Here is a 17,301-nt window from a genome sequence, read left to right on the forward strand (position 1 = left end):
ACAAGGGAAGACTTACTCGTGGCTGCAACCCTACTAGCTCAAAATTTATTCACACATGGTTACGCTTTGGGGAAATTATGAGGGGATCTCTCAGAGCTCTGCTGGTGGCAGGCGCAGCAAATGCGGCTGAAATTTATAACAAAGACGGCAACAAATTAGATCTGTACGGTAAAGTGGATGGTCTGCACTATTTCTCTGATGACGACAGTGCAGACGGCGACCAGACCTACATGCGTCTGGGCTTCAAAGGCGAAACTCAGGTTAACGACCAGCTGACCGGTTACGGCCAGTGGGAATACCAGATCCAGGGTAACTCTGGTGAGAACGAAAACAACTCATGGACGCGTGTGGCGTTCGCAGGTCTGAAATTCGCTGATGCGGGTTCATTCGACTACGGTCGTAACTACGGCGTTGTTTACGATGTGACTTCCTGGACCGACGTTCTGCCGGAATTCGGCGGCGATACCTACGGTTCTGACAACTTCATGCAGCAGCGTGGTAACGGCTTCGCGACCTACCGTAACCAGGACTTCTTCGGTCTGGTTGATGGTCTGAACTTCGCGTTGCAGTACCAGGGTAAAAACGGCAGCCCAAGCGGCGAAGGCCAGACCAACAACGGTCGTGACGCGCTGCGTCAGAACGGTGATGGCTACGGCGGCTCTCTGACCTACGATCTGGGCGAAGGCTTCGCTATCGGTACGGCAGTTACCAGTTCTAAACGTACTGCTGACCAGAACGCTGCGGGCTACTACGGTGAAGGCGATCGCGCAGAGACCTACACCGGTGGTCTGAAATACGACGCGAACAACATCTACCTGGCTGCACAGTATACTCAGACTTACAACGCGACCCGTGCGGGCGACCTGGGCTGGGCTAACAAAGCGCAGAACTTCGAAGTGGTTGCGCAGTATCAGTTCGACTTCGGTCTGCGTCCATCCGTGGCGTACCTGCAATCTAAAGGTAAGGACCTGGAAAACGGCTACGGCGACCAGGATCTGCTGAAATATGTTGATGTTGGCGCGACTTACTACTTCAACAAAAACATGTCCACCTACGTTGATTACAAAATCAACCTGGTTGATGAGAACGACTTCACTCGCGCAGCAGGTATCGGTACTGACGATATCGTCGCGCTGGGTCTGGTTTACCAGTTCTAATTGCTCATACAGCGACAAAGGGGCCATCAGGCCCCTTTTTTCATGCTTTTTTAGGGTCTTACAAATACGCTGTTTTAGTGTACTCTTGCCGCCCTGGCATGAGGATAATAACCAATGGATATGACTTTTTTACGCGCCAGCGTTCTGGCGACTTTTTTACTCCTGACCGCGTGTGACTCTTCCACACAGCCCGCAAAAATCGACGCACCCGCCGCGACGGTGCTGGAAGGGAAAACCATGGGGACCTTCTGGCGCGTCAGCGTGATGGATATTGATAAATCCCGCGCTGAAGAATTACGCGGTAAAATTCAGGCGCAGCTGGATGCCGACGATCAGCTACTCTCTACCTATAAAAATGACTCAGCGCTGATGCGTTTCAATCGCTCCAGCAGCACCTCGCTGTGGCCGGTGAGCGAAGCGATGGCCGATATCGTCACGGAATCCATGCGCGTGGGCTACAAAACCAACGGCGCAATGGATGTGACCGTGGGGCCGCTGGTGAACCTGTGGGGATTTGGCCCCAACAAGCAGCCGGTGACTACACCCGATCAAGCCGCCATCGACGACGCCCGCGCCCGTACGGGGTTACAGCATCTGGCGGTGATCTCCCAGTACGGTCAGCAATACCTGCAAAAAGATATTCCCGACCTGTTTGTGGATCTCTCCACGGTAGGCGAGGGGTATGCTGCGGATCATCTCGCGGCCCTGATGGCGCAGGAAGGCATTCCGCGTTATCTGGTTTCCGTCGGGGGCGCGCTCGTCAGCCGGGGCATGAACGCCAGCGGCAGGCCGTGGCGAGTGGCCATCCAAAAACCAACCGATCAGCAGAACGCGGTGCAGGCGATTGTCGACATCAACGGGCACGGTATAAGCACCTCCGGAAGCTACCGCAACTATTACGAGCTGGATGGCAAACGTATCTCGCACGTGATTGATCCGCAAACCGGACGCCCGATTACCCACAACCTGGTGTCCGTGACGGTGATAGCCCCAACCGCGCTGGAAGCGGATGCCTGGGATACCGGATTGATGGTGCTCGGCACGGAGAAGGCCAAAGAGGTGGTGCGTCAGGAAGGGCTGGCCGTCTATATGATCACCAAAGAGGCTGACGGATTTAAAACCTGGAGTTCGCCGCAGTTCAATAGCTTCCTGGTGAGCGAAAAAAATTAAAAAGCAAGGTTGCGGGTTTTTGTTCGGTGGCGTTCAGGCAAGCTGAGCGTATGCTTGTAAGAGGAGCCGATAATGAAAAACACAACCTATCTTACCGATGAGGATCGCTGGCAGGCCGTACTGGCCCGCGATCCGCGTGCGGATAACCAGTTTGTCTTTGCCGTGCAGACGACCGGCATTTATTGTCGTCCGTCCTGCCGCGCCCGCCACGCGCTGCGTAAAAATGTCTGCTTTTATCCTGACGCTCACCAGGCCGCGCAGGCGGGTTTCCGCCCCTGTAAGCGCTGTAGGCCGGACCAGGTCGACCCTATGGCGCAGAAAAAGGCCAACATTGCGCTGGCCTGTCGACTGCTTGAACAGGATGCCGCGCTGAACCTGGAGGCACTGGCGCAGCAGGTTGCCATGAGTCCGTTCCATTTCCACCGCTTGTTTAAATCCGTCACCGGCATGACGCCGAAAGCATGGCAGCAGGCCGCGCGTGAACAACGCCTGCGCACCCTGCTTGCACAGGGCGGTAAAATCACCGACGCCGTACTGGCCGCTGGCTTTCCGGACGGCAGCAGTTACTACCGTAAAGCCAACGGCGCGCTGGGCATGACGGCAAAACAGTACCGCAACGGAGAGGCTGCGGTCCGCTATGCCATCAGTGACTGCTCGCTGGGCCGCTGTCTGGTGGCGGAAAGCGAGCGCGGGATCTGCGCAATACTGCTGGGTGATGACGACGCCGGGCTGACGGCTGAGCTGCTGTCACTGTTTCCGCTTGCCGTCCGTGAACCGATGGAAGGCGCGTTTGCCGGGCGTGTTCGGCAGGTTATTGCCTCTGTCGACAGCCGCGCGACGCCGCTGACGCTGCCGCTGGATATCCGTGGTACCGCCTTCCAGCAGCAGGTCTGGCAGGCGCTGCGGGATATCCCCTGCGGTGAAACGGCAAGCTATCAGCAGGTGGCGAAGGCCATTGGTAAACCCAATGCCGTACGTGCCGTGGCGGGGGCCTGCGGTGCCAACAAACTGGCGATAGTCATCCCCTGTCATCGCGTGGTGCGTAACGACGGTGCGCTGTCGGGTTATCGCTGGGGAGCAGCGCGTAAGATGCTATTGTTGAAACGTGAGGCGAACAACCCGGAGGGATAATGCTCGATCTTTTTGCTGATGCTGAACCCTGGCACGAGCCGCTCGCGCCGGGGGCGACGATCCTGAGACGCTTCGCGCTTTCTCGGGCGGCGGCGCTGTTCGACGGTATTGATGCCGTTACCGCTTGTTCGCCGTTTCGCCATATGGTTACGCCGGGCGGGTATACCATGTCCGTGGCGATGACCAACTGCGGCGAACTGGGATGGGCGACGAATGAGCGGGGCTATGTATATGCCGCGAACGATCCGCTGACGGATCAGCCGTGGCCGCCGATGCCGGAGGCGTTTCAGGCGCTGTGTCATGACGCCGCCGTGGCGGCCGGCTATCCTGATTTTCGACCCGATGCCTGTCTTATCAACCGCTATGCCGTTGGGGCAAAGCTCTCCTTGCATCAGGATAAGGACGAGCCGGACCTGCGCGCGCCGATTGTCTCGGTATCCCTTGGGCTGCCCGCTGTCTTTCAGTTTGGCGGCCTGCGGCGCAACGACCCGCTCAAACGGCTGATGCTGGAGCATGGTGATGTGGTGGTCTGGGGCGGTGAATCACGGCTTTTTTACCACGGTATTCAGCCGCTTAAACCTGGCGATCACCCGGTGGCGGGGGCATTTCGCTACAACCTCACGTTCCGTCAGGCGGCATACAGAGAATAAAAATAAGAATTATTCTTGATGTGTGTGAAAGGCAGTTTACACTGCTGGCTGATTTTTCTTGTCCGGATTGCTCTGCATGCAACTACTTCTTCTTGTCTGGCGGCAGTATCGCTGGCCTTTTATCGCGGTGATGGCGTTAAGCCTTGCCAGCGCGGCGCTGGGGATCGGCCTGATTGCCTTCATTAACGTGCGTTTGATCGAAATGGTCGACACGTCACTCTCAGTCCTGCCGGAATTTCTGGGTTTACTGCTGCTGCTGATGGCAGTCACGCTCGGGTCACAGCTGGCGCTGACCGCCCTCGGCCACCATTTCGTTTTCCGTCTGCGCAGTGAGTTCATCAAACGGATCCTTGATACTCAGGTGGAACGCATCGAACAGCTGGGAAGTGCCTCTCTGCTGGCGGGGCTGACCAGCGATGTGCGCGCCATTACCATCGCCTTTGTGCGCCTGCCGGAGCTGGTGCAGGGGATCATCCTGACATTTGGCTCGGCAGCCTATCTCGCCTGGCTCTCCAGCAAAATGCTGGCGGTGACGGCGCTGTGGATTGTTATTACCATCTGGGGCGGGTTCCTGCTGGTATCACGCGTCTATAAGCACATGGCGGTGCTGCGCGAAACGGAAGACAAGCTCTATAACGATTATCAGACGGTGCTGGAAGGGCGCAAAGAGCTGACACTGAACCGCGAGCGTGCCGAGCATATCTTCAACCATCTCTATATCCCGGATGCGCACGAATATCGTCATCACATTATCCGCGCCGATACGTTCCACCTGAGCGCCGTGAACTGGTCCAATATCATGATGCTGGGCGCGATTGGCCTGGTGTTCTGGATGGCGAACAGCCTGGGGTGGGCGGATACCAACGTGGCGGCAACCTACTCCCTGACGCTGCTGTTTTTACGTACGCCGCTGCTGTCGGCCGTAGGCGCACTGCCGACGCTGCTGAGCGCTCAGGTGGCCTTCAACAAGCTGAAGAAATTCGACCTTGCGCCGTTTAAGGCTGAGTTCCCGCGCCCGCAGGCCTTCCCGAACTGGCAAACGCTGGAGCTGCGTAACGTTACCTTCCGCTATCAGGATAACGCCTTCTCCGTAGGGCCGATAAACCTGACCATTCACCGCGGCGAACTGCTGTTCCTTATCGGCGGCAACGGCAGCGGCAAATCTACGCTGGCGATGCTGCTGACGGGCCTCTACCAGCCGCAGGCGGGTGAAATTTTGCTGGATGGTAAAGCGCTGAGCGCGGAGAAATCGGAGGACTACCGCAAGCTCTTCTCGGCGGTATTTACCGACGTCTGGCTGTTCGACCGGCTGCTGGGACCGGAAGGGCAGCAGGCGGATCCGGCGCTGGTGGAGAAGTGGCTTGCGCACCTGCAAATGTCACACAAGCTGGAGCTTCAGGATGGCAAAATCCTGAATCTCAAGCTGTCGAAAGGGCAGAAGAAGCGCGTGGCGCTGCTGCTGGCCCTGGCCGAGGAGCGTGACATCATCCTGCTGGATGAGTGGGCCGCCGATCAGGACCCGCACTTCCGTCGCGAGTTTTATCAGGTCCTGCTGCCGCTGATGCAGGCGATGGGAAAAACCATTTTTGCCATCAGCCATGACGATCACTACTTCATTCACGCCGACCGTCTGCTGGAGATGCGCGACGGCAAGCTGAGCGAGCTGACCGGCGATGAGCGCGATGCGGCGTCACGGGACGCGGTGGCGCGTACGGCCTGATTGCAATTGTGCCGGGTGGCGCCCGGCACACTAATTTTTCATATATGCCGTTTTTTTCTCCATCCCGACCCGCCGTTTATTCTTATTTACATATCCCCGCGCTATGCTTAACGCCAACTCATTTAATGGATTTATGATTGATGTCGGTATTAAAGAAAAACAGCGCCAGGCAGCGTGACCAGGAGCGTGCGCGGCTCATCTGGCTCCTGACGACCGATAAAGCGGTTACGTCAACGTTATTGGGTAAGCTAACCCTGGCTGAGCAATATGATGTCGGCACGCTGGCCGACGATATTGCTGAGGTAGGTGCGCTGGTTGCACATTTACCGCCCCCGGACCTGGCGGACACCCTGGAGGCATTGCCTTCCGAAGAGCGCCACGCCCTGTGGCGGCTGGTGCAGGATCACGAGCGCGGTCAGGTATTGCTTGAAGCCTCGGAAAACGTCTGGGATGACCTTATCGATGAGATGAGCGACCGGGACATCCTTGACGCCCTGCAAACGCTGGATATCGATGAGCAGATTTACCTCGTTCAGCATCTTCCGCGCAACCTGACCGGACGCCTGCTGGCTTCCCTGCCTGCTGAAGAGCGGGCGCGCGTGCGTCAGGTGATGCACTACGAGAAAAACAGCGTCGGCGCGATCATGGAGTTTGGCGTCATCACCGTGCGCCCGGACGTCACCCTGGGTACGGTGCAGCGCTATCTTCGTCGCCTGGGCAGTATGCCGGACAACACCGATAAACTATTCGTCACCTCGCGGGATAAAACTCTGCTCGGGGAGCTGGAGCTGAAAACGATCCTGCTGAACAGCACCCAGCAGCGGGTGAGTGAGGTCATGGAAACCGAGCCGATGGTCTTCTCGCCGGAAGACGATGCCGAAAAAGCGGCGCGTACCTTCGAACGTGATGACCTGGTGAGCGCGGCGGTGGTGGATTCGGTGGGCAAGCTGATGGGGCGTCTGACCATCGATGAGATCGTTGACGTGGTCTATGAAGAGACCGATAACGACCTGCGTGCCCTTGGCGGGATCAGTGCCGAAGATGACGTTCATGCCTCCGTCGGCAAGGCCGTCAAAACGCGCTGGGCGTGGCTCGCCATCAATTTATGCACCGCGTTCGTGGCGTCCCGCGTTATTGACGGCTTTGAACATACCATTTCCCAACTGGTGGCCCTGGCGTCGCTGATGCCGATTGTGGCGGGGATCGGCGGGAACACCGGCAATCAGACTATCACCATGATCGTTCGCGCCCTGGCGCTGGAAAACATTCAGCCGGGTAATTTTTCGTGGCTGATTTTCAGGGAGATGGGCGTCGCGCTGATTAACGGCCTGGTCTGGGGCGGCATCATGGGCGGCATTACCTGGTGGCTGTACGATGATATGGCGCTGGGCGGGGTCATGATGCTGGCGATGGTGCTGAATCTGCTGGTGGCGGCGATGATGGGCGTGATTATCCCGTTGACCATGACCCGGCTGGGGCGCGACCCCGCGGTGGGGTCGAGCGTGATGATCACCGCCATTACCGATACCGGCGGTTTCTTTATTTTTCTTGGACTGGCGACGATTTTTCTTCTGTAGCCAGCGCTTTTTGCTTAAGTCGGGCAGGGAGGATGAACATCATCACAATCCCGCCCAGCACGCCAATCGCCAGGTTGCCGGTGGAAACCGTTGCCACAACCGTCACCAGCATCACGACGGTTTCAGCCACCGGCGCGTTTTTCAGCGTTCCGGGCTGAACGCTATGCCAGCTAAATGTCTTGACGGCCACAATGGCCATAATACCCGCCAGTACCGCCATCGGGATTTTGGCCATCACCTCGCTGAGCGCCGTAACCAGCACCAGCAGTACGATGCCCGCCGCAAGGGTGGAGATACGGCTTCTGCCTTTCCCCATCTCCACGTTAACGATGGTTTGCCCAATCATCGCGCAGCCCGCAATGCCGCCGTAGAACCCGGCCATAATATTCCCCACGCCCAGCCCGATGCTCTCGCGGCGTTTACTGGAGGGGGTAGCGGTCAGCTCGTCAACCAGTTTTGCCGTCAACAAGGATTCCAGCAGGCCAACGAAAGCGATACTGAGCGCGCACGGCCAGATGATGCTCAGGGTTTCCAGATTGAGCGGCACCAGCAGTTGCGTAAAGCCCGGCAAACCGCCACCCATGGAGCCTTCATCCCCTACCGTCGGCAGGATTTGCCCGCTGGTGACGGTGAACAAAGTCAGCAGCACAATGGCAATCAGCGGGGAGGGCACGCTTTTGATATAGCGTGGCACCCACAGCACAATCAGCAGCGTCAGCACGAACAGGCCCACAATCAGCGGGCTTCGGCTCCAGAAATGGGGCACCTGGGCAAAGAAAATCAAAATGCCAAGGGCGTTAACAAACCCGGTCATCACCGACTGGGGAATAAAGCGCATCAGCCGCGCCATACCCAGCGCGCCGAACAGGATCTGAATCACGCCTGCCATCACCACTGCGGGCAGAATGTACTGTACGCCGTGTTGATGGACCATCGGCCCAATCACCAGCGCGACGGAACCTGCCGCCGCCGTCACCATGGCCGGACGCCCGCCGAGCAGGGAAAGGGCGAAACAGAGCACCACGGAGGCGATAAGGCTCACTTTCGGATCCACGCCCGCGACCACGGAAAACGAAATCACTTCCGGGATCAGCGCCAGCGCGGTAATCACACCGGCCAGGGTTTCGCGCATCAGACGGTGAGGCGAACGTAAAACAGTGGCGACATGGCCTTCTTGAGGTACAGACGAGTGGGGTAATGACATAACAATTCGCTGGTAGGGGCAGGCTTCCGTGCGCGCGATCACAAAGTGCAGCATGATAGCCAGGAAAATCGTCGGGTGCCAGCCTGTCTGCCAAATCCCTACAAACAATCCATCATTAAATTTCACAATTACAATAATTTCGTAACCTTTAAACAATATTTAAAAGTTGCTACCGTGCCACCGCAGCGTGTTTCACCTGTAATTTCCACGCATCAAGCACTATTCAACTAAGGCATAAATGATGAAAAAAATGACTGCCGTGCTCTTTTCTCTGGCCGTGGGGCTGAACGTCGTCTCGATGGCGGCGAAGGCTGACGCACCAAAAGAGCAGGAAACGGATGTCCTTTTAATTGGTGGCGGCATCATGAGCGCCACGCTGGGAACGTATCTTCAGGAATTAGAGCCGAACTGGTCCATGACCATGGTCGAGCGCCTCGATGGCGTGGCACAGGAAAGCTCTAACGGCTGGAACAACGCCGGGACGGGGCACTCGGCACTCATGGAACTGAACTATACGCCGCAGAAAAAGGACGGTTCCATTAGTATCGAGAAGGCGGTAGAGATCAACGAAGCGTTCCAGATCTCACGTCAGTTCTGGTCTCACCAGGTGAACAGCGGTGTGTTGCACAATCCGCACTCTTTCATCAACACCGTACCGCACATGAGCTTTGTGTGGGGCGATCAAAACGTCAACTTCCTGCGCGCGCGCTACGCTGCCCTGCAACAGAGCACGCTTTTCCGCGGGATGAAATACTCTGAAGATCACGCTCAAATCAAAGAGTGGGCGCCGCTGGTCATGGAAGGCCGCGATCCGAACCAGAAAGTAGCGGCGACCCGCACTGAAATTGGTACTGACGTTAACTACGGTGAAATCACCCGTCAGCTGGTGTCCTCTCTGAAGAAAAAAGAGAACTTTAACCTGCAACTCAGCTCCGAAGTGCGTGGTTTCAAGCGCAACGCGGATAACAGCTGGAGCGTGACCGTTGCCGATCTGAAAAACAACGAAGCCGAGCATGTGATTAAGGCGAAGTTCGTGTTTATTGGTGCGGGCGGCGCGGCGCTGAAACTGTTGCAGGAGTCCGGTATTCCGGAAGCGGACGACTACGCGGGCTTCCCGGTCGGCGGCCAGTTCCTGGTGTCGGAAAACCCGGAAGTGGTTAACCGTCATCTGGCTAAAGTGTACGGTCAGGCCTCTGTGGGCGCACCACCGATGTCCGTTCCGCATATCGACACCCGCATGCTGGACGGTAAGCGCGTAGTGCTGTTCGGGCCGTTTGCCACATTCTCCACCAAATTCCTGAAAAACGGTTCCCTGTGGGATCTGCTGAGCGCGACCACGACGTCAAACGTCAAGCCAATGATGGACGTGGGGCTGGATAACTTCGATCTGGTGAAATACCTGATTAGCCAGGTGATGCTCTCTGATGAAGAACGCTTCGAGGCGCTGAAAGAGTACTATCCGCAGGCGAAGAAAGAAGACTGGCGTCTGTGGCAGGCGGGTCAGCGCGTGCAGATTATCAAACGCGATCCGAAAGAGGGCGGCGTGCTGCGTCTGGGCACCGAAGTGGTAAGCGATAAGGATGGCACCATTGCCGCGCTGCTGGGGGCATCTCCGGGGGCGTCTACCGCTGCGCCAATCATGCTGCACCTGATGGAAAAAGTGTTTAAGGACAAAGTATCCAGTCCGGAATGGCAGGCGAAGCTGAAAACCATTATTCCATCCTACGGTACGAAGCTGAACGGTAACGTTGAAGCCACGGAACAAGAGCTGGAATACACCAGCCGCGTTCTGCAACTGCAATACGTCAAACCGCAGGCTGCGGATGCTGCGCCAAAGGCAGAGCTGAAGCCTCAGGCGGAAAGCAAGCCGGTAGCGGATGTCGCGCTGTAAGGTAAACGCAAAACGGTAACATCCGTTACCGTTTTTAGTGTTTTCTCCCTCTCCCGGTGGGAGAGGGTTGGGGTGAGGGCACCAGAACGCACCCTTTCCTGGTCGGGTAAGCGAGAGCGCCACCCGACTTATTATTAACGAACTACCGCTTGTCCTACCGTCTCATCCGCCTTCCATACGCGATATTTCACATCCACGTTTTCCGGCGTGTATACGACGATCGGCAGCTTGCTGTTATAGCGCAGCAGACTGTTATCACCCAGATACGCGGTAATAAATTTCTTCTCTTTCTTGCCGTCCGGGCACGCCATCATGGTGGAGACTGGCGAGGTTACTTTGTCGAAGACATAGTAGTCATAGCCCCAGCCTTCCAGCGTTTTGCTTTCCAGCTGGCCGCCCAGGCGATGCTGGTTGCAGTCCACTTCCAGCGTCTGGCCGATTAACAGCTCAACTTTGAAATTTGCTTCATCCTGCTGAGCCGGGAGCTGAATAACCTGGCGCTTCATCCCTTTGTCCGCTTGCGGATACGGAGCAACTTTTTCCAGCGGCTGCTCTTTCTGGGTTTCGCTGGCGAAAGCACTGGTGCTGGCGCACGCAGCGGCGATGAGGGCGATGGCAAATTTAGGTGCGTTTTTCACTGTCATTCCTTTTTGTTAAAACGATCCTGGAAAGACTAACATATAGCACGTGAATAGTTGGCGCAATTTACTCATATTTTCATTTTAAACGGAGTAATGCACTGCTTTTATGTTCATTTATTGGTGTTTAATGCTGTGTTGGAGTCGATGCGGCAATCGTGTTATTTTACGCGTTAATTATTGTTATTCATCTGTAAAGGGAGGGGAGATGGTAGGGGAAAAACTGAAGACACCTGAAGGCCGCAAGTTCCTGCTGGCGTTACTGGTTGTGTTTATGATTGCTGCTGCATGCGTGGGGCGAGCAACCATTGTCGGTGTGATTGAGCAGTACAACATCCCGCTCTCTGCCTGGACAACCAGCATGTTTGTCCTGCAATCGGCGATGATCTTTGTTTACAGCCTGGTGTTCACCGTCCTGCTGGCGATTCCGCTGGGGATTTTCTTTCTCGGTGGGCGTGAAAAACACTAAGCATTGCGCATGCGGAGACAGGCAATAAAAAACCAGCCATAAGCGGCTGGTTTTTTTGTGTAGTTTTGGTCGGCACGAGAGGATTTGAACCTCCGACCCCCGACACCCCATGACGGTGCGCTACCAGGCTGCGCTACGTGCCGACGCATAAAAGGAATACTACTCGATTCCTTTTTGAATGCAAGGGGCAAGCAACGCTAACTGATTCATAAATAATCAGTTAGCGATAAAGCGCTTCTCGTCTGTCAGCACCTGCAACAGCAAACTGAGCTGCGGCTTCTGGTCTTTCAGCTTCTCACCTTCGAGGTTATACGTCTGGTAATTGCCATTGCTGTTCAGCACCAGGGACAACGTGGGCGTGGTCACCACCAGCGTGTTTCCGCCAGCAGCCGTGACCCAGTTATGACGCCGCGTGGCGCTAAAGAGGTCTTGTCCCTGCGAGTACTCAATTGCCGGTGTGCTGACGTGCAGCAGCCGTTGCATTAACGTGGTCATGACGTCTTTATGGTCGGTGAGCATGTTGATGCGCTGCGCAGGAGTGCCCGGCCAGTGGATCACCAGGGGAACATGCAGGTTCGGACGCGACCACTCCATGCCCTTCGCCTCGTCGCCGAGCGGCACGCCATGCCCCGCCGTGATAATCACGACCGTATTATCCAGCTTGCCCGCGTCGCGCAGGGCGGTCAGCACGCGGCCGATCTGCGCATCGACATCGCCCGCCGCACGGCTATAGCGGCGCGCGAAGCCTTTCTGATTGCTGTCATCAAGCGTTGTGCCGTTAAACGCAACCCAGGAGAACCAGCGGTTATCTTCCTGCGCATAGCGCTTCAGCCAGTCTATCCACTGGTCAGCGGTCCGATCGTCAGACTGGCTCTGCGCGGCGGGCAGTGAGAAATCGGACAGCAGCGCCTGGCGGTACAGCGAGCTGTTGAAACCATCAGAGGCGAACAGCCCCAGCTGGTAGCCCTGCTGATTAAGTCCGGTAATCAATGCCGCCGGAATACGGGCCGACAGCACGCCGTCCATATAGCTCGGTGAAATGCCGTAGAACAGGCCGAAAATACCCGCGTCGGTCGAATTACCGGAGCTCATATGCTGAGTAAATACGATGTTGTTCTCAGCGAATTCAGCCAGCGCCGGCATCTGCTTCTCATAGCGGGAATAGTTCAGGCCATCGACGGTAATCAGCAGCACGTTCTGACCGCGCCCCATGTCGCGATATTTCAGATCGCTCAGGGGATACTGCACGCTGACCGCTTCCGGATTACCCTGTTCGACCAGACGACGCTGATACTCCTGCGCGTCCAGCAGGCCGTGTTTTTCGAGGAAACGACGCGCCGTCATCGGATAGGAGAGCGGCAGATTCGCGCGCTGCATGGTAATCGGGCGATAGAAGTTCGCATCTGCCCAGATATACATCAGGTGCGAACCGATAAATGAGGCGAAAAAGAGCGCCGCGACGGGCTTCGCATAATGGCGGCGTCGGGTCAGACTGCGGAGTTTCTGCCAGCTCCACGTGGCGAACAGCATTTCGATCAGCAGGATGATCGGCACGCTGATAAACATCAGCTGCCAGTCGCGCGCGGTCTCGTTCTGATCCGGGTTAATGACCAGCTCCCAGACGACAGGATTCAGGTGCAGGTGGAAGCGGGTAAAGACTTCGCTGTCGATCAGCAACAGCGTCATGCCCGCCGTCGCAAGAATGGCGGACAGGAAGCGCATCAGCCGCTGCGACATGACGATAAACGTCAGTGGGAACAGGATCAGCAGATAGGTGGCGAAGACCAGAAAGCTAAAGTGACCAACAAGGCTCATCCACGAGTAGATGCGTCCGGTTAACGTGGTTGGCCAGTCCGCCACAAACAGATAACGGCAGCCGAGCACCATCGCCAACAGAATGTTGAACAGGGCAAACCAGTGCCCCCAGCTGACCATCTGGGAGACTTTTTCACGGTAGCGCTGACGATTCGTCACCATAAACTGTTGTTCGTTTCCCTTAGTGTGCCTGGTCGTCGCTAACGGAGGACTGCAAAGCCTGGGCGAAAGATTTGGCGATCGCCTGACGCTGAGCCGGAGCAACGCTGGTATTGATCAGGTTGGTAACCATATTTCCCAAAACCATCAGGGAGAGATCGGTTGGCGTTTTATGTTTTTCCAGTACGTTGACCAGCTCACTGAGCAATTGTTCAACGTGTTCGTCACTGTAGCGGGAATGTTGTGGCATAAATCAAAATCAGTTTGTTGAGAGAAGGGCGACATATTACCGTAGCAACAGCTTTTTTTCCCCTTTTTTATCTTCTGTTGCACACATGCGTTGGTGGTGGTTGAATACCGCCCGGTCTAAAAGGAGAGTTTATCATGAGTCTGGAAATCAACCAGATTGCCTTGCACCAGCTTATCAAGCGTGATGAGCAAACCCTTGAAGTGGTGCTGCGCGATTCGTTACTGGAACCAACGCCTACCGTTGTCGAGATGATGGCGGAGTTGCATCGCGTCTACAGCGCGAAAAATAAAGCCTATGGCTTGTTCAGCGAAGAGAGCGAACTGGCGGATAGCCTGCGCCTGCAACGTCAGGGCGAAGAGGATTTCCTGGCATTCAGCCGCGCTGCTACTGGCCGTCTGCGTGACGAGCTGGCGAAATATCCCTTCGCCGATGGCGGTATCGTCCTGTTCTGCCACTACCGCTATCTGGCGGTAGAGTATCTGCTGGTCACCGTGCTGAATAACTTAAGCAGTATGCGCGTGAACGAGCAGCTGGATATCAGCTCAACGCACTACCTGGATATCAACCATGCGGATATTGTGGCGCGTATCGATTTAACCGAATGGGAAACCAACCCGGAATCAACGCGCTATCTGACCTTCCTTAAAGGCCGCGTGGGCCGCAAAGTGGCGGATTTCTTTATGGACTTCCTCGGCGCCAGCGAAGGGCTGAATGCCAAAGCGCAGAACAAAGGTCTCCTCCAGGCGGTGGATGACTTTACGGCTGAGGCGCAGCTTGATAAATCTGAGCGTCAGACCGTGCGTCAGCAGGTTTACAGCTACTGCAACGAGCAGCTACAGGCTGGAGAAGAGATTGAGCTGGAGTCGCTGTCCAAAGAGCTGGCAGGCGTCAGCGAAGTCAGCTTCCAGGAATTTACTGCGGAAAAAGGCTATGAGCTGGAAGAGAGCTTCCCGGCGGATCGCAGTACGCTGCGTCAGCTGACGAAATTTGCCGGTAGCGGCGGTGGGTTAACCATTAACTTTGATGCCATGCTGCTCGGGGAACGTATCTTCTGGGACCCGGCCACCGACACGCTGACCATTAAAGGCACACCGCCGAATCTGCGCGACCAGCTTCAGCGTCGCACTTCAGGCGGTAAGTAACAGCCATAAAAAAACCCCGCAAACGCGGGGTTTTTCTCGACAGGTTTGCGATTACGCGCGAACGAAGTCGATGTGAGTCAGTTTTGGCTTGAACGCGTGACGCTGAACAGCCTGAACTTTCACTTTTTCTTCTTTACCGTCAACAACGATGGTCAGAACTTCGCTGTAGAATTCAGCTTTGTTCTGCATGTTCCATACTTTGTCGTGATCCAGTTCAATAGCAACTGGAGCAGCTTCGCCACCGTAAACGATAGCCGGGAACTTGTTTGCGGTACGCAGGCGGCGGCTCGCACCCTTACCCTGCACGTTACGTACTTCTGCTTCGATAGTGAACATTGATTTCTCTCTGTATTTAAAACCCTACTACAGGCGACCCAGCAGCAGGTGAGTGTTCTGCCTCACGGATGTGAAGCGGGCGGCATTTTATACTCAAATGGCTCGCGCATCAACGAAAAGTCCCGTTAACCGCGCAATTCGTTTGCCCGGCGAAAGCGTCCTTCATAGTCAAAGACCTTCTCACGCACCTGCCAGAACTGCCCTTTTTTACGGGCGACAACAAAATCAGGATGGCGCAGTAACGCCTGCTGGCGCACGATATCGGCCACGGTTATCCAGCGCAGCGGCACGCCAGGCGTGCGGGTATGCGGGCGGATAAAGAGCTGCTCAAACGCGGTGCGCTGGGCGGGCGTCTGGACCCGGAACCGCTCGCTGACGTCTGCGCCATCCTCGTCGTAGTAGGTAATTTTTAGCCACTCGCCTTTTTCATCCGCGCCGGGCTGTAAGGCCATGCCGGAACAGCGCAGCACCAGCGCATCTTTCAGCTTCAGCGCCGCTTTCAGCATGTCGTCCGGGTCGACCAGGACCGTGTCGCACTCTCGACAGCGGCGGGCGGCAATGTCGTTTTCGGCATTGCACTGCGGGCAGTTTTTGAAGCGGAAGCGGAAGTCACACTGTTCGCGATGGCCTTCATCGTCTTCAAACCAGCCCTGACAGCGGCGGCCAAAATGTTCGATCAGCGTGCCGTCGGCGGTGGTTTTCCCCCAGAAGGTGTTGGCAAACCCGCAGGCAGGGCAAAAAACCTGAACGGGCACGTTGTCGCTCTTGCCTTTTGGCGTGCCGACTTCCGGCGAATAGAGATCGTGCGGGTTACCGGCGTAATCAAGGATCAGACAGTCGGTTTTGCCCGGCGCCAGACGCAGCCCGCGGCCAACAATCTGCTGATACAGGCTGACGGATTCCGTCGGGCGAAGAATCGCAATCAGGTCGACGTGCGGGGCGTCAAAGCCGGTGGTTAGTACGGAGACATTCACCAGATAGCGGAACCGCTGAGCTTTGAAGTCCTCAATCAGGCTGTCGCGCTCCGGGCCGGGGGTTTCACCGGTAATTAACGCCGCGTCGTCGGCGGGCAGCAGCCCCGTAATTTCGCGCGCGTGTTCGACAGTGGCAGCAAAAATCATCACCCCTTTGCGCGTTTGTGCGAACTCTTCAATCTGGCTGATGATATGCGGCGTGATCCGCTTCTGTTTTTTCAGCTCATGGTTAAGATCTGCCTCGCTGAACAGCCCGTTGCTCTGCGCCTGTAAGCGGCTGAAATCGTACTGCACGACGGGCATATCCAGCCGCTCCGGCGGCGTCAGGTAGCCGTGCTTGATCATGTAGCGCAGCGGAAGCTCATAGATACAGTCGCGGAACAGGGCCTTTTCATCGCCACGCGCCATGCCGTGATAATGAAACTGATAAATCCAGCCCTTGCCCAGACGAAACGGCGTGGCGGTGAGGCCAAGCAGACGGAGGTGAGGATTCACCTTTTTCAGATGAGTGAGGATTTGCTGATACTGGCTGTCGTCGTCATCGCTGATGCGGTGACACTCATCGACAATCAGCAGGGAAAACTCGCTGCGAAACAGTTCCAGGTTGCGCGCAACGGATTGTACGCTGCCAAACACCACTTTTCCGTGGCTCTCTTTGCGCTTCAGTCCGGCGGCAAAAATGTCGGCCTCCAGGCCGAGCGCGCAATATTTGGCGTGGTTTTGCGCCACCAGCTCTTTGACGTGCGCCAGCACCAGCACGCGTCCGCGGGCCAGGCGCGCCAGTTCGGCAATCACCAGGCTTTTACCGGCTCCGGTCGGGAGAACGATGGCGGCGGGCTCCCGATGCTTGCGAAACCAGGCGAGGGTGGCATCAACGGCTTCCTGCTGATAGGGGCGTAATGTGAACGTCATGGCTTCTCTATTCAGTTAACTCGCATATAGTATGCCACGAAACTTTTTCCCTTGAGTGGCGCAACCAGACCATTATACTGAACTGTTTCTGACTGCTTCTTTTTCG

General features: G+C 56.3%; 16 protein-coding genes and 1 tRNA gene. 10 read left to right on the forward strand and 7 right to left on the reverse strand.

Annotated features, from left to right (window positions below):
• The 7 genes from ACOTWU_RS20295 to mgtE form a co-directional block, all read left to right on the forward strand.
• Window positions 1-81 (forward strand): hypothetical protein (locus ACOTWU_RS20295; protein WP_048266543.1); only part of this gene is annotated, 81 nt, incomplete at its 5' end.
• On the forward strand, window positions 78-1,157 hold the full coding sequence (locus tag ACOTWU_RS20300; RefSeq protein WP_421625793.1) for a porin OmpC: 1,080 nt from the start codon (window positions 78-80) through the stop codon (window positions 1,155-1,157). The genes ACOTWU_RS20295 and ACOTWU_RS20300, both read left to right, overlap by 4 nt.
• Before the next feature lie 114 nt (window positions 1,158-1,271).
• Entirely contained in the window at window positions 1,272-2,327 is a 1,056-nt protein-coding gene (gene apbE / locus ACOTWU_RS20305) for an FAD:protein FMN transferase ApbE (protein WP_015572290.1), read from the forward strand.
• 72 nt (window positions 2,328-2,399) lie between these two features.
• Window positions 2,400-3,458, forward strand: a complete 1,059-nt coding sequence (gene ada / locus ACOTWU_RS20310) for a bifunctional DNA-binding transcriptional regulator/O6-methylguanine-DNA methyltransferase Ada (protein WP_039270337.1) — start codon at window positions 2,400-2,402, stop codon at window positions 3,456-3,458.
• Window positions 3,458-4,108 (forward strand): DNA oxidative demethylase AlkB, encoded by a 651-nt coding sequence (gene alkB, locus ACOTWU_RS20315; RefSeq protein WP_003859395.1) that lies wholly within the window; start codon window positions 3,458-3,460, stop codon window positions 4,106-4,108. The genes ada and alkB overlap by 1 nt, the downstream gene beginning before the upstream one ends.
• A gap of 76 nt (window positions 4,109-4,184) precedes the next feature.
• Window positions 4,185-5,828: a multidrug ABC transporter permease/ATP-binding protein gene (locus ACOTWU_RS20320; protein WP_126498852.1), complete on the forward strand. Its 1,644-nt coding sequence runs from the start codon at window positions 4,185-4,187 to the stop codon at window positions 5,826-5,828.
• Between the two features lie 140 nt (window positions 5,829-5,968).
• Window positions 5,969-7,405: a magnesium transporter gene (mgtE, locus tag ACOTWU_RS20325; protein WP_006811337.1), complete on the forward strand. Its 1,437-nt coding sequence runs from the start codon at window positions 5,969-5,971 to the stop codon at window positions 7,403-7,405.
• Here mgtE and ACOTWU_RS20330 read toward each other — a convergent pair.
• Entirely contained in the window at window positions 7,368-8,663 is a 1,296-nt protein-coding gene (locus ACOTWU_RS20330; RefSeq protein WP_052951261.1) for a SulP family inorganic anion transporter, read from the reverse strand. The two genes, mgtE and ACOTWU_RS20330, sit on opposite strands and share 38 nt — an antisense overlap.
• 187 nt (window positions 8,664-8,850) lie before the next feature.
• Between ACOTWU_RS20330 and mqo the strand changes: the two genes are divergently transcribed.
• Entirely contained in the window at window positions 8,851-10,500 is a 1,650-nt protein-coding gene (gene mqo, locus ACOTWU_RS20335) for a malate dehydrogenase (quinone) (RefSeq protein WP_063933222.1), read from the forward strand.
• 134 nt (window positions 10,501-10,634) lie between these two features.
• Here the strand turns inward: mqo and eco are convergent, their stop codons facing one another.
• Window positions 10,635-11,144: a serine protease inhibitor ecotin gene (gene eco, locus ACOTWU_RS20340; protein WP_032648923.1), complete on the reverse strand. Its 510-nt coding sequence runs from the start codon at window positions 11,142-11,144 to the stop codon at window positions 10,635-10,637.
• Between the two features lie 202 nt (window positions 11,145-11,346).
• Here eco and ACOTWU_RS20345 point away from each other — a divergent pair, with 202 nt between their 5' ends.
• Complete coding sequence (locus tag ACOTWU_RS20345; RefSeq protein WP_045343803.1) at window positions 11,347-11,607, forward strand: DUF2534 family protein; 261 nt, start codon at window positions 11,347-11,349, stop codon at window positions 11,605-11,607.
• Between the two features lie 66 nt (window positions 11,608-11,673).
• On the opposite strand, the gene ACOTWU_RS20350 is transcribed toward ACOTWU_RS20345, so the two are convergent.
• The 3 genes from ACOTWU_RS20350 to ACOTWU_RS20360 form a co-directional block, all read right to left on the reverse strand.
• Window positions 11,674-11,750, reverse strand: a tRNA-Pro gene (locus tag ACOTWU_RS20350).
• A gap of 73 nt (window positions 11,751-11,823) precedes the next feature.
• Entirely contained in the window at window positions 11,824-13,584 is a 1,761-nt protein-coding gene (yejM, locus tag ACOTWU_RS20355; RefSeq protein WP_017383404.1) for an LPS biosynthesis-modulating metalloenzyme YejM, read from the reverse strand.
• Window positions 13,585-13,603: 19 nt separating this feature from the next.
• Window positions 13,604-13,831, reverse strand: coding sequence for a YejL family protein (locus ACOTWU_RS20360; RefSeq protein WP_001135586.1), 228 nt, complete (start codon window positions 13,829-13,831; stop codon window positions 13,604-13,606).
• A 134-nt stretch (window positions 13,832-13,965) separates the two neighbouring features.
• On the opposite strand from ACOTWU_RS20360, the gene yejK reads away from it, so the two are divergent.
• A complete protein-coding gene (yejK, locus tag ACOTWU_RS20365; protein WP_017693031.1) occupies window positions 13,966-14,973 on the forward strand; it encodes a nucleoid-associated protein YejK in 1,008 nt (335 codons plus the stop codon).
• Window positions 14,974-15,024: 51 nt separating this feature from the next.
• Here yejK and rplY read toward each other — a convergent pair whose 3' ends face one another.
• Window positions 15,025-15,309: a 50S ribosomal protein L25 gene (gene rplY, locus ACOTWU_RS20370; protein WP_015572298.1), complete on the reverse strand. Its 285-nt coding sequence runs from the start codon at window positions 15,307-15,309 to the stop codon at window positions 15,025-15,027.
• 125 nt (window positions 15,310-15,434) lie between these two features.
• Window positions 15,435-17,195 carry a DEAD/DEAH box helicase gene (locus tag ACOTWU_RS20375; protein WP_126498851.1) on the reverse strand — a complete coding sequence of 587 codons (1,761 nt, stop codon included), beginning with the start codon at window positions 17,193-17,195 and terminating at the stop codon, window positions 15,435-15,437.
• Between the last annotated feature and the right edge of the window lie 106 nt (window positions 17,196-17,301).

The organism is Enterobacter cloacae complex sp. GYL001, assembly GCF_049237125.1.
In the GTDB taxonomy this organism is placed as follows: Bacteria; Pseudomonadota; Gammaproteobacteria; order Enterobacterales; family Enterobacteriaceae; genus Enterobacter; species Enterobacter hormaechei_C.